Source organism: Paenibacillus brevis (genome assembly GCF_018919145.1).
Taxonomy (GTDB): domain Bacteria; phylum Bacillota; class Bacilli; order Paenibacillales; family Paenibacillaceae; genus Fontibacillus; species Fontibacillus brevis.
In genome coordinates this window covers 152752-165771 of the sequence record NZ_JAHLQJ010000008.1, presented here as the reverse complement: position 1 = coordinate 165771, position 13020 = coordinate 152752, and the positions used below count along the sequence as shown (strand labels likewise).

The window sequence follows — 13020 nt, the reverse complement described above, 5'->3', positions numbered from 1 at the left end:
ATCCAATTTAATCACAACCATTATATAGAAATCAAAGCTTGGCGTCAATGTCGTCACTACACATTCATTTGTGCGGCCACCCCATTGCACACTCACAATTCTATCAACATGCCCGGCTCTGCCAAATGAACATTCCGGTTTCCTTGTTGTTTGGCATCCGCCAATAAATCCTGCAAATTTCCGTAATGCGGCAGGTGCGTCAGCAGGACCTTTTTTGCATGGGAACGGTGTGCCAATATTCCGGCTTCTTTGGATGTCATATGACCCATGCGCGATCCGTCCGTCCCATGATACAAGCTGCATTCGGCTATCAACAAATCTGCTTCCAGCGCAAACGAAATTAAATCTTCCGTAAACATGGTATCAGAGGTGTAGACCAGCACTTTATCTTCACAGGTGATCTTCATCGCATAAGCTTCAACGGTATGTGCATTTTTCTTGAATTCAAACCTAAATGGGCCTAATGTCAGTGATGTGGTTGCATCGAAACTTTCAAAACGGGACCCTATTATCCCCTCCACCTCTTTACGAAAGCTCTCGCTTTCCGGACCATAAATGTTTAACACCCTATCCGCCCGCCCGATCTGAGTGTTCACTAGCCTTGAATACAGATAAGCTCCAATATCGGCATTATGATCATAATGATAGTGAGACAGCACCACATGCTCAATGTCATTCAAATCGATATATTCCTGGGCTTTAACCAGGACTCCGCTCCCGCAGTCCACCATAACCGTATAGCCTTGATGCTCAATCAAATAACCTGATGTAGGGCCATTTTGCTTCGGAAAGCCGCCCCACATGCCGATGATTCTACATTGCATAATTACTCTCCTTATCGAACAAAAATGAACTGGAGACCAGGGTCTGGGTATACTCGTCCTTCGGCGCAAAGAGCACTTCCTCTTTGGTCCCTTGCTCGACCATTTTCCCGTGCTTCATCACCATTATAGAATCAGACATATAATTAACAACACCAATATCATGAGTAATAAATAGGTAGGAAATTTCAAGCTCTCTTTGCAATTCCAACAGCAAATCGAGAATTTGCTTCTGAACCGACACGTCCAGGGCCGAGACGGATTCATCGCAGACGATAAGCTGCGGCTTCAGCAACAAAGACCTGGCAATGGCCACCCGCTGTGCTTGACCTCCGCTAATTTCAGTTGCATGCTTGTTGAGAATGCTGTCTTCCAGCTTTACTCTATGCAGCATTTCCTTGATTTGATGGAGAGCTGCGTTGGCATCAAAGCTATCGCTTGCAATTTTCAAAGGCTCCATCAACACTTCTTTAATTGAGAGATGCGGGTTTAAAGACTCCTTGGCGCTCTGGAAAATAAACTGCACATTGCTTCGGTATTTCTTATATTCTGCTTTGGATAGCTCCTTAATGTTCTTGCCGTAATATAGAATTTCTCCAGATGTAGGCTGCTGCAAATTCCCGACAATCTCGGCAAACGTCGATTTGCCCGAACCCGATTCGCCGACTACCCCCACTGTTTTCTTTCTTGGAATCCGAACCGAAACGCGATCGACCGCGGTGAAATAGGCTTGTTTATCAAAGATGCTTTGCTTTTTTAATTTGAAGGTCTTCACAATATCCTTCGCTTCAATAATCATATCCATATCATAGTCCTCCTTACGGAAGCAATTTTCCCTATCGAGGCTGTAGCCTATTTGATGGTCATGGTAGAGTCCAACAATTGCCTTGTGTACGGATGCTTGGGCTGTGAAAAGACCAGCTCGGTGCTGCCGGACTCAACAAGCTTGCCTTTATACATGACGTAAACACGGCTGCAGTACCTTCGAATGATGTTCAAATCATGCGATATGAACAGGATCGGGACCCCCTCTAGTCTATTCATCGTATCGAACAGATCCATGACCTGTCTCTGAATAACGGTATCCAAGGCCGTGGTCGGTTCATCGGCAATAATTGCTTTAGGGTCGGTCATCAAAGCCAATGCAATATTGACGCGTTGCTTCATGCCGCCCGAAATTTGAAAAGGATACGCATTCATCACCCTGTCCGGGTCCTTGATACCGACTTTGGATAGCAAGCGGCAAGCCTTGGCATAGGCATCTTTCCTGCTTTTTTTCATGTGACGCATGTAAGCATCGCCGATTTGATGCTTGATTTTGATCAAAGGATGCAGGAAGGATACGGTGTTTTGCGGAACAAAGCCGATTTCGCGGCCGACCAAGGCACGAATCTGTGCGGCATCCAGCCCTTCCACGCTCCGGTCCATCAAGGCCAATTGTTTGTATTCCGCCTGCAAGCTTTTCGGCAATACATTTAAGATGGCTTGTGTGGTCAATGACTTTCCGGAGCCGGACTCCCCGACAATCCCGACAAACTCCTTGTCATTCAGTTCTAGGGAAACATTCTCCACCAGGACGGTGCCTGATGAATCCTTAATGGTCAGCCCTCTTACTTCCATTAGCTTGGAGCTCATGCCGACGTTCTCCTCCCCACGGTGTAATCATTCAACGCATCTCCGATCAAATTGAATCCTAAAATCGCAATGACTAAAACAATGCCGGAGGGAATCGCCAAATACGGGTAGCTCAATGTAAATTGGCGGGATTCACTCAGCATCAGACCCAGACTCGCATTCGGCGGCTGTACACCGAGTCCCAAAAATGACAGCGAGGATTCGAGCAGGATCGCTCCGCCAATGCTCGATGAAAATTGCGTGATTAATTTGGGCAGCATGGAAGGCAGGATATGCTTCCCAATAATACGCAAAGGAGTTGCCCCATAGCTTTTGGCTGCCTTGATATACAATTCGTTTTTCTGATCTATAACAAGTGAATAGGCTAATCTGGCATAGGTAGGTATCATAAAAATCGCAATCGCAAGCACCGAATTCCATAGCCCTTTCCCTGTTACAGCAACCAGCATCAATGCAAGAAGCATCCCCGGAAACGCCATGAATCCATCAATAATCCGCATGATCACACTTTGCAATACACCTTTGGCAATGCCGCCGATTGAACCGATCACGACACCAATGCTGGCGCCGACGGAAACGGACACCAGACCGACGAGTAAAGCGTATCTCGTTGATACCATAATGCGGCTTAATATATCGCGGCCAAACTGGTCCGTACCCAGGAAATATTCCCCGCTGGGGCGATGCAGCCGATCTAACGTATTCATATTATTAGGATCATGCGGAAGATAAATAAATGAAATTAGACAAAGCAACACCACCATGCTGACCAAGGCGATCCCAAGCAGGACGAGCCGATTGTTTTTCCCTTTACGCATTTCTTTCACCGCCGAATTGGATCATAGGATTGATCACACGATATAAAATATCTGCCAGAAAATTCACGCAGACTACTACGCCGGTAATAAACATAACCGTTCCTTGTAAAAGGATAACATCCCGCTGCTCAACGGCGACCAATAACAGACGTCCAACTCCCGGGAGGGCGAATATACTTTCTACTAACACAGTACCGGCCAGCAATCCGGCAAGCTGCATCAAAATCGTCGTAACCGGAGCGATAACCGCACTTCGCAATGCGTACTTGAAGACCGCTTGTGCGCTCGATAACCCATTAACTCGTGTCATCAGCATAAAATCCTGCTCCAGAGCACTAAGCATCGAGCTTCGGATGATCCGGATCAGATAGCCGACCAAACCAATCGCCACCACGATCGAGGGTAGCAGCAAGGATTGGATACTTCTCCACCAGCCCTCTTCAACAGGAATGAATCCAGGGACCGGAAACCAACCCAGCTTTCCGGAAAAGAAAACAAGAAAAATTAGAGCAAGCCAAAACTGCGGGATGGCGTCTCCCAACTGCATAACCGTTCGTGCTAACCGATCAATCCACTTATCCTGATATATGGCAGACAAGATCCCTATGATTGCAGCAACCGGTATCGCTAACAGTAAGGAAAATACGGCCAAAGAAACGGTTATCATCAACCTTTGCATAATCAGCGTCAAAACTTCCTCACCGAAGAACAATGAGTTGCCCCAATCACCGGCCAGGAAATGAGTTAGCCAGGAGAAGTAACGTTCATACCACGGCTGGTTCAGTCCCATCGATTCCCGCAATGCCTCCAGCCGTTCCGGTGTCGCATCGGTTCCGAGCGATAATAAAGCCGCATCTCCCGGGATGACGGTTAATACAAAGAAAGTAATCCACGAAATTACAAATAACACAACAACACCGCTTAGTAATCGATTGATTGTGTATTTAACCATCTCAAACCTCTTTTTTCATAATAAGTATGAAAGCTCCTCTAGGCAGAGGAGCTCATCAAACAAAGCTCGATTAATTCGTGAAATAGACATCCTTCATTTCATAAATATCAATCGGATAAGATTGATATCCCGCGACATTAGCTGCTGTTACAGTCAAGCCGATCGGGGATTGAATGTACAGCGCCGGGACATCTTCAGCGAGAATTTGCTGCAATTCCTGATAGAGCTCCAACCGTTGTTGTTCATCGCGCTCTTGCTGAACCTGGGTTAGAATTTCATCGACCCGTTCGTTCTTATAGTTCATATAGTTTTCTTTGCTTTCGGAATGGTAGCGAGCAAGCAATGCATAAGGATCAAGTCTTCCGGTATGGCCGGTAACGGTCAGGTCATATTTTCTGCCCGTATACACATCGCTCAGCCAAAAGCCCCATTCTACCGTATGAATATTAATCGTTAATCCAACTTTTTTCAGCTGGTCGGCAATCACCTGCCCTGCAGCAACATAGTTTGGATAAGAGCTCGGCAGGTACATTTCCAGAGTTAAGCCCTGGGCATATCCGGCCTCTTCAAGCAGTTGTTTTGCTTTTTCAGGATCGTAAATGATGGCCTCATTTGTATCCAGGTACTCTTTCAGCATAGGCGGATAATGGGATCCGATTTCTTGTCCATAGCCCCACCAAACGGTATCAATCAGGGCTTGTTTATCCACTGCATAATTGATGGCTTGTCTTACGCGGGCATCCGAGAGAGCTTCATTGTCCAGGTTCATCGCCATCACTTGCACGGCGTTTGCTTGAGTCTCGATAATGCTATAATCCGAATTATTCTCGAACTGGGGCACGGCGTCACCGCTAACGCTAATAATATCCAGTTCACCGCTTTGCAGAGCCGTAATTTGCGAAGTTGCATCCGGCATCATAATGAAGCTGACCTTTTCCAATTTCGCCGGTGTAAAATAGTCGTTATTTCTTGTGAGAACAATTTGTTGCTGCGGGACCCATTGCTCCAGCTTGAACGGCCCTGTACCTACCGGATTGTTTCTTAGTTGTTCTGCTGCTTCCTCCGGAACAATCGCGGTCCATGGATAGGCGAACTGGGAGACCAAAGCAACATCAAGCGCTTTTGTTACAAATTCAATATTGTAATGGTCCACAGCAGTAATGCTTACGATATTGGCAAAGTCTCCGGCCCGCGGACTTTCCTCGCCCTTCAAGCGTTCGAAGGAGAACTTCACATCTTCCGCGGTCATCTCACGGCCGTTGTGGAATTTTACGCCCTCCCGCAATTTGAACGCAATCGTTAATCCATCTTCGGATACTTTCCATTCCTCGGCCAAGCCTGGAACAAATTCACCGTCCAAGGACACTTTGACCAAGGTGTCGTAAATGTTATTCGTGATTTGAAAGGTGGAGGCTGCAGTTGTTCGATGCGGATCGAGTCCATCCGGATCCACGGTAAGAGCCATTTTCAATTCCGTTTTTACCGGCGCTTTAACCTCTGCCTCCGAGCCCTCGGCAGCCGTGTTGTTGGTTGGAGCTGGCGTCGAAGCCGCGCCATTGTTGCTTCCGCATGCTGCAAGAATCGCAACCATCATCAGGACCGGTAACGCATTTAAAAGTTTTTTCATCGTAACCTCCATAGCCGTATTTTTAAAATTTGTTCTGAAGCTCTTTAAAGCTGAGGTAATGGTCTTCGACTTTTTCAATATGCTCTCGGACTCTTTCTTTTCCTAGATAAGAGACTTCATTAACAATTGCATTGCACACAGATACCGCGGCCGTATAGGAATCGACAAAGCTCTTGGAAGCAGACTTGGCGATAAAGACAACGTCGGCATATTTGCAAATGGGTGAAACCGGTGAATCGGTGATCGCAATGACCTTCAGGCTTCTTTCTTTAGCAAACTCGGCGACTTCCGTAATTACTTTGTTATATCGAGGGAAGGAACACAGAAAGACGACATCCCCTTCGGAGAATCGGGCCAAATATTCGGCAACCTCACCCTGAGGGATCAAATAACTGTTTCCCAGCATGTAGTTCAGAATAAAGGACATGTAGGAGGTAACCGATAATCCCATTCGCCATCCCCCCACCCAGACGGTCTTCGCATCGAGAATGAGTGTTGCGGCGCTCTTGATCTCTTCCGTAGATATTTCTTTACTGGTTTCCAGAATGTTTTCGGCTTCCAGATAAAAGTGACTGTTTAACCAGGAATCATCCTTCACCGTGGAGATGGATTCCAGGTTATTGATCGCCCGGGTCTTTTTCCGCAAATCGTTTCGAAGCTCTTTTTTCAGCACCATGAAACTATCGAAGCCAAGCTTTTGTGCAAGCCTGTGTACGGTCGCTTCCGACACGTCTGAGGCGGCCGCAATTTTTTGAGCGGAAGAGATGGCCGCATCCTGCAGATTTTCGAGAATGTAATATGCCGTCTTCTTTTGCGAGCTGCTCAATTGATCGTATTTAGTTTGAATTAGCCCTGTGATATTTTCCATTCAACTATAGATCCTTTATCAAGTTTTACCTCCAAAAACGAGGGCGGATAAATCATGAATTGAGGAAATCACTTCAACATCATGGATTTCTTCGATTCCTTGCTTGGCATACGGATTGATAAGAATGCCCTCCATGCCGACTTGCCGGCATCCGATGATATCATCGTAATAATTATCGCCCACCATGAGGCACTGGCTTGCCTGAACCCCTGCCAATTCAAGTGCATGACGGAAAATCCGTTCGTCCGGCTTCTCGATATTAACCTCGGATGAAATAACGACGTAATCCAGATACGGCATAATTCCTGTATTCTCCAGCACCTCTCTTGCGGTCAAATTCCAGTTGGAAATCAGTCCAATCTGACAGCCTTCCTTCTTCAACTGTGCGAGCGTCGAATGTGTTGCCTCAAACGCCTTCCATTCGGGGCGCCCCTTACGTTCTTCCTTGGAAGTAAGCAATTCCGTATGTTCATCAATTTGCAAAAAGCGGTTGATCATTCTGTAATACGGTTCCGTCCAATGATTTCGATCTTTTCCGAGCAATCCCGGAAAATTCTTCATAAAATGCTTGTCCGTAAGGTGATAAGCCATCAGCAGCTCATCTAATGATTTTTCAATACCAAGCTGTTGGAGATGTTCTTGATACAGCTCTTCCCGATTCCAGTAAACCAGCGTATACCCTAAGTCAAACCAAATCACTCTCTGCAAATGTTCCCCTCCTAAGTGAAGACTTTCCTTCATTTGGTGTAGACGTTGGTTGATTTCCTTCACAATTAGTACTATAAAGGGCTTGTATTAAACTAAAACCATTTTGGGGTAAAGTCATTGTTAATTTTTTAGCTTGGTAAAAGCAGAAAAAAGAGACTTCTGCTGAGGGGCAGTAGTCTCTTTTTACAAAAATGATCCTATTGTTCTTCAATTTTAAATAGAAAAGGGGCCGATTATTCTGAAATGTTTACTTATACTCCTTTCTTTGTAGCGTTGAATCCAGTAACCATTCCTTCAACCCCTCAATACTTACATAATTTTCGGATTCAATTCGAATTACCGGGAAAAGCTTACCGGAGTATACGCCTGTTGTTCTTAACATGGTATCTTCACTAATAATAATTGCTTTTACCTCAGCTTCGGTTAAGTTCAAATACTCTGCTGTTTCTTTGATCGTCATTAGAGGTTTATATCCACTTCCGTTGACGATAGAATCACTCGGTTTTGGACCGCTTGAATCATGGATGCCGAAGCTGCTAACAACAATTGCGATTCCTACAATGAGAGAGCATAATATTGCAGTAAGGTTCATTTGTTTCATTACGGATGCCTCCAATTAACTTAATTCTGTCTTAGTTTCAGTTACATATTCTAATAGCCTTCAATCTTTATTTGATTTTTTTCTCCGGAAGAACGATATCCCGCCAAACCCGCTGATCACTGCAATATAGAAACCTAGATCGTACCACCAGCCCGCGTTATTTATTTCATATACTCTAATTTCGCGATTAAAAAATCCTATGATCAATGAAATAGGGGCCACCCATCCATGCCATATGCCCCAGAAAAAACCTGCTGGATCTTCAGTGCTGTTCCTGCCATCACCAGGTACGCAACCGGATAATAGTGCCATGCAAAACATAAAAACAAAGACAATTATGAGGTACTTTAGGCTCTTTCTCATAAATCATCATCTCCTGATTAATGAAGTTCTTTACTCATAAGTATGGTTATTAATTTTGTCTGTCCAATAAATACACTCTTTAAATCGTAAGGCTTAAAACCGAGTTTTGAATAAAAGGCTAATCCTCTGGAGTTCGTATTGTGACAGACCAATTTCAACTGCTCAAGCTTCAGAAGATTTTTAGCTTTATCCATCATGACTTGGATTAAATACTGTGACGCCCCTTGCCCCCGATATTCAGGAGCCACAACGACATTCCCTAGCCAGAAACCATCTTTATCTTTATAAATATTTGCATATTCTACCACTTTTTCCGTTTGTCTGTCTATTATCACTGTCGGTTCAAATCGGTCTTTTGCTAAACCAATGATTTGGTTAGACGTAAGAGGATATACGAACCTGGGACTCATGAAAAGCAACTCCTCTTCAGATTTGCGGAAACGTGCAAATGGCTTCAAGATCTCTGGTCTCAAGATTTCTATGAAGGTACATCTTCTCAGCTCCTTAATACGCCTATGTAGGGTGTTCAAAACTTTATGAAAAGACCTATTCTGAGATAGCTCCTTCTTGGCTGGGTCATAAGCGTCATTATACGTTACTCAATTTATCAGTCGCCTGTTCTTCATCCGACAGGAAAAATAAATCCTTCCCCTTATTACTCTCATATATAAAATCCTTCAAACTTTCGCTTTGATAATTGGCGAAGCTGCCCACAATGGCAACTTTCGTCTGATAATTAATAAATTTCTGCAGGATCTCACCGGCCAGCCGTGTCTTCAAGTCAAAGAACTCTTCACAGATTGCCGACTTAGGCAAGATGATTCGATTCGTCCCAGCCTCAAAACTAACCGATGCAATCAGATCCAATGCTGACTGGACATCCGTGATTAACACTTCATCACTATGTACTAATGCAATCTCAATTCCGTGCTTGCTAATTAATTTTATGTTCATCCTCTTCCTCCTGGGAATTTTCAGTTCTCCAAATTACACCTATAGTGTGTTGCATCTATTATATAAAAAAATACCCAACCCAAGATAGCTCCTATCCTAGGCTGGGTCATGTTTTGTTTGTTTGCTGCTCCTTTTATGCCCACCACATGGCGGAAGGCTGTTCGTGAATTATGATCGATTTCAGGTTAGTAACGGCACGAGTTAAGCCTTCGTCGATGGACATAATCGGATCTTCATGCTCGATGCTGATGACATAATCATATCCATAAACGCGTAACGCGGAAATGATATCGGACCATACCTTCAAGTCATGGCCGCAACCCACAGAGCGGAAGGTCCAGGCACGAGTCTTTACATCTCCATAAGGCTGCATGTCCATTAATCCGTACATATTGATATTATCTTGGTCCAGATACGTATCCTTGGCATGGAAATGATGGATGGCACCGGCTTCTCCCAGAATCTTGACAGCAGCAACCGGATCAATGCCTTGCCACCACAAATGGCTGGGATCTAAATTACAGCCGATCGCTTTTCCGGTCGCCTCCCGCAATTTCAGCATAGTATATGGCGTATGGGCAAGGAAGCCGCCATGCAGTTCAATGCCGATTTTCACGCCGGCCGCTTCCGCTTCCGTATTAATTCCTTTCCAATAAGGAATCAGCTTCTGCTCCCACTGATAAGTATAGCTGTCATCGTATTCGGTTGGCCAAGGCATAACAGGCCAGTTCACCGTTGTATCGGATGCATTCCCGCCAGCGATGCCGGAGAACCCGTTAACGACAGGAACATGCAACAAGCTGGCTAACTTGATGGTCTTGCGGAGCAACTCATCTGCCTCGGCAGCCACTTCCTTCGCTGGTGAGATCGGATTATTGTGGCAGCTTAGCGCCGAGATTTCCAGACCTTTATCAGCCAGCTTTGCCAGATATTCTCCCCGCGCCTCGCTGCTCGCCAGCAGTTTATCAATATCCAAATGCGCGTTGCCCGGATAACCGCCGGTACCGATTTCCACCGTTTGCAGTCCTTTCTTCGCAACCTCTTCGATCATCCCATCAAAGCTTAAATTGTTAAACAAGGGGGTAAATACACCGAGCTTCATTGATTGTTCCTCCTTAAATTTTAATTTGTTGACGTGCTTCATAGTGTCCGTAAGTTGGATATGCATTTTGAGTCGGCGCGCACCAGCGAACGCCATTTCTGATAACCTGCTGCACCTTTTCATTGTAATAGCTAGGATAAGTTTCATGACCCGGCTGGAAATAGAAAACTTTCCCGTTCCCTCTGCGGTACGTGCAACCGCTCCGGAAGACTTCGCCTCCCGGGAACCAGCTTACAAAGATCAACTCATCCGGCTCCGGAATATCAAAATGCTCCCCATACATCTCTTCAACGTCCAACTCGATAAATTCGCCGATCCCTTCCACGATAGGATGACTCGGATTGACATTCCATATCCGGCAATTGCCTCCATCCTCCCGCCATTTCAAGTCACAAGACGTTCCCATTAATTTCTTGAAAATTTTTGAAAAGTGTGCCGAATGCAGGACCACGATTCCCATCCCTTCAAGAATGCGCTTGTGCACGCGGTCAACAATTTCGTCCTGGACCTCACCATGAGCCATATGTCCCCACCAGACAAGGACATCGGTCTCCTTCAATACTTCCTCCGTTAACCCGTGCTCCGGCTCGTCCAGAGTCGCTGTTCTCACCATAACCTCGTCTTCGGACAAGAACTTCTCCAACTGCCCGTGAATGCCTTCCGGGTACATTTTCTGAACAGCTTGATTGTGCTTCTCGTGGCGGAATTCATTCCATACGGTAACTTTTATCACGAATAGACCTCCTCAACAATCGCCTTAAGCTGCCGATAACAGATCGCGGTCGCCTCTAAAGGCTGATAAAGCTGGAACTCTTCCTGTTCCACAACGAGCCAAGGCAAAGCCAGTTGTTTCGCGACTTGGACATATTCCTTCATCGGCAAAATGCCGGATCCTACCTCCGTGCTCTCCCGGGAAGATCCATGCATATCTTTCATATGGAAAAGCCCAATGCGGTCTTTGTGAGCCTCGAGCCAAGGCAATACGTCATGATCTGAGCAGGCCAGCCAGTACAGGTCTACTTCCAGATGGATATGTCTGGAGTTATTTACCATGTAATCGAGAATATCTTCACCCGGGATTTCCGTGAATTCATGGGCATGATTGTGGTAGTACAATTCCATGCCTTCCTGAGCCAATCTCTTCGCGATTCTCTCCATATCATCAATAAAGCCTCTCCACTCTTCCAGAGTTTTGAAGGATACGCCCGGAACCACGAGCCGCTTATTCCCAATGCCTTTTTCAAAGGACACCGTACCCTCAAGATCTTTTTGCAATGCTTCATATGGAAGATGGGAGGCGGCAACCTTCAAGCCCAATTCGTCCAGGTAGCTTCTCACTTCAGCTGCGCTTTTGCCATGATAGCCGGCAAATTCCACGCCATCATATCCGCTTTCCTTCACCTGTTTGAGTGCTTCATAAAAGTTCTCTTTACATGCTTCTTGAATGCTCCATAATTGCAGGGCAATTTGGGGGTTCATATTTTTCTCCTCCTGGATGCTACTCTATTTGTTTAATATATTATAGCTAAAACCAGAGCAACTTTCTCTCAAATATCGCGCCATCTTTGATGAATAAAAGGAGGTGTAAACATAATTTCCTGTTTAACACCTCCTCCGTATGGGTCCTAACCTATATTCACATTTCCCTTTCGGAAAAATGATTTCCATTCAAGCACCGATTATCCTTTAATCGCCCCAACCATAATGCCCTTCTCAAAATACTTGGACACTACCGGATAGAAGATTAGTACCGGAACGCTGGACACGACAACAACCGCGTATTTAATCGATTGCTTCAGCGAGTTAACTTCACTTTGGTTGGCGGTCATAATCGCCTGATTCACTGAATCCCCCATTTGGTTCTGCACAAGAATTTCCCGCAAAATCAACTGCAATGGGAACAGGTTCCGATCGGAAAGGTAAATCATCGCATCAAAATATCCATTCCATCTGCCTACGCCATAGAACATCATCATAACAGCTATAATAGGCGTGGACAGCGGGAGGACGATTTTTAAAAGCAGCTGCATATCAGTCGCTCCATCAATAAAGGCGCTCTCTTCCAGCTCAAGCGGAATATTTTGCTGGAAATAAGTGCGCATAATAATCATATTGTAGACGCTGATTGCTCCCGGAATAATCATGACCCACATCGTATTGACAATACCAAGCGCTTGATTGACGAGGTACGTCGGAATCAGACCTCCGGAGAAGAACATTGTGAAGGTGAACAGCATCGTAATGACGTTCCGCCCTCTGAAATCCCTGCGGGACAAGGGATAGGCCGCAAGGGTAGTCATGATCACATTAACGGCCGTTCCCAGCCCGGTATAGATGATTGCATTTTTAAATCCCATCCAGATATCGCTATTTCCGAATACCCGCTTGTAGCCATCCAGCGTGAAGCCTCTTGGCCAGAGCAGCAATACATGATCGAAAATTTGTCTAGGATCGCTTAGTGACGCAAACACAACGAATAGCAATGGATAAAGAATGATCAACGTTAAAATGCCGACTAGGACCATGTTGAACCAATTAAAAACCTTATCTCCTCTGGATAACTGATAATCC

Annotated in this window: 16 protein-coding genes; all 16 read right to left on the bottom strand. The window is 45.4% G+C overall.

The genetic code is table 11. The features are described 5' to 3' along the window. Positions 1 to 92: 92 nt before the first annotated feature. The 16 genes from KQJ23_RS11220 to KQJ23_RS11145 all read right to left on the bottom strand — a co-directional run bounded on the left by KQJ23_RS11220 (position 93) and on the right by KQJ23_RS11145 (position 12974). A complete protein-coding gene (locus KQJ23_RS11220) occupies positions 93 to 824 on the bottom strand; it encodes an MBL fold metallo-hydrolase (RefSeq protein WP_216478968.1) in 732 nt (243 codons plus the stop codon). Beyond that, complete coding sequence (locus KQJ23_RS11215) at positions 814 to 1626, bottom strand: ABC transporter ATP-binding protein (protein WP_216478967.1); 813 nt, start codon at positions 1624 to 1626, stop codon at positions 814 to 816. Before KQJ23_RS11215 ends, KQJ23_RS11220 begins: the two co-directional genes overlap by 11 nt. Before the next feature lie 47 nt (positions 1627 to 1673). Continuing rightward, positions 1674 to 2456, bottom strand: coding sequence for an ABC transporter ATP-binding protein (locus KQJ23_RS11210; RefSeq protein WP_216479007.1), 783 nt, complete (start codon positions 2454 to 2456; stop codon positions 1674 to 1676). Beyond that, positions 2453 to 3274 carry an ABC transporter permease gene (locus KQJ23_RS11205; RefSeq protein ID WP_216478966.1) on the bottom strand — a complete coding sequence of 274 codons (822 nt, stop codon included), beginning with the start codon at positions 3272 to 3274 and terminating at the stop codon, positions 2453 to 2455. Before KQJ23_RS11205 ends, KQJ23_RS11210 begins: the two co-directional genes overlap by 4 nt. After that, a complete protein-coding gene (locus KQJ23_RS11200) occupies positions 3267 to 4226 on the bottom strand; it encodes an ABC transporter permease (RefSeq protein WP_216478965.1) in 960 nt (319 codons plus the stop codon). The genes KQJ23_RS11205 and KQJ23_RS11200 overlap by 8 nt, the downstream gene beginning before the upstream one ends. Before the next feature lie 70 nt (positions 4227 to 4296). Continuing rightward, positions 4297 to 5853, bottom strand: coding sequence for an ABC transporter substrate-binding protein (locus KQJ23_RS11195; protein WP_216478964.1), 1557 nt, complete (start codon positions 5851 to 5853; stop codon positions 4297 to 4299). 22 nt (positions 5854 to 5875) lie between these two features. Then, the gene (locus tag KQJ23_RS11190) at positions 5876 to 6721 is read right to left on the bottom strand and encodes a MurR/RpiR family transcriptional regulator (RefSeq protein WP_216478963.1); all 846 of its coding nucleotides are present in this window, start codon (positions 6719 to 6721) and stop codon (positions 5876 to 5878) included. An 18-nt stretch (positions 6722 to 6739) separates the two neighbouring features. Further along, positions 6740 to 7420 carry an HAD family hydrolase gene (locus KQJ23_RS11185; RefSeq protein WP_346779383.1) on the bottom strand — a complete coding sequence of 227 codons (681 nt, stop codon included), beginning with the start codon at positions 7418 to 7420 and terminating at the stop codon, positions 6740 to 6742. A gap of 256 nt (positions 7421 to 7676) precedes the next feature. After that, on the bottom strand, positions 7677 to 8030 hold the full coding sequence (locus tag KQJ23_RS11180) for a DNA-binding protein (RefSeq protein WP_216478961.1): 354 nt from the start codon (positions 8028 to 8030) through the stop codon (positions 7677 to 7679). Positions 8031 to 8090: 60 nt separating this feature from the next. Further along, positions 8091 to 8393, bottom strand: a complete 303-nt coding sequence (locus tag KQJ23_RS11175) for a hypothetical protein (protein WP_216478960.1) — start codon at positions 8391 to 8393, stop codon at positions 8091 to 8093. A 17-nt stretch (positions 8394 to 8410) separates the two neighbouring features. Further along, the gene (locus KQJ23_RS11170) at positions 8411 to 8851 is read right to left on the bottom strand and encodes a GNAT family N-acetyltransferase (RefSeq protein ID WP_249529684.1); all 441 of its coding nucleotides are present in this window, start codon (positions 8849 to 8851) and stop codon (positions 8411 to 8413) included. Between the two features lie 130 nt (positions 8852 to 8981). Further along, complete coding sequence (locus tag KQJ23_RS11165; protein ID WP_216478959.1) at positions 8982 to 9347, bottom strand: DUF4180 domain-containing protein; 366 nt, start codon at positions 9345 to 9347, stop codon at positions 8982 to 8984. A gap of 133 nt (positions 9348 to 9480) precedes the next feature. Then, positions 9481 to 10449 (bottom strand): sugar phosphate isomerase/epimerase family protein, encoded by a 969-nt coding sequence (locus KQJ23_RS11160; RefSeq protein ID WP_216478958.1) that lies wholly within the window; start codon positions 10447 to 10449, stop codon positions 9481 to 9483. 13 nt (positions 10450 to 10462) lie between these two features. Continuing rightward, entirely contained in the window at positions 10463 to 11182 is a 720-nt protein-coding gene (locus KQJ23_RS11155) for a ThuA domain-containing protein (protein WP_216478957.1), read from the bottom strand. Next, a complete protein-coding gene (locus KQJ23_RS11150) occupies positions 11179 to 11928 on the bottom strand; it encodes a sugar phosphate isomerase/epimerase family protein (protein ID WP_216478956.1) in 750 nt (249 codons plus the stop codon). Before KQJ23_RS11150 ends, KQJ23_RS11155 begins: the two co-directional genes overlap by 4 nt. A 200-nt stretch (positions 11929 to 12128) precedes the next feature. Beyond that, on the bottom strand, positions 12129 to 12974 hold the full coding sequence (locus KQJ23_RS11145; protein WP_216479006.1) for a carbohydrate ABC transporter permease: 846 nt from the start codon (positions 12972 to 12974) through the stop codon (positions 12129 to 12131). Positions 12975 to 13020 lie beyond the last annotated feature (46 nt).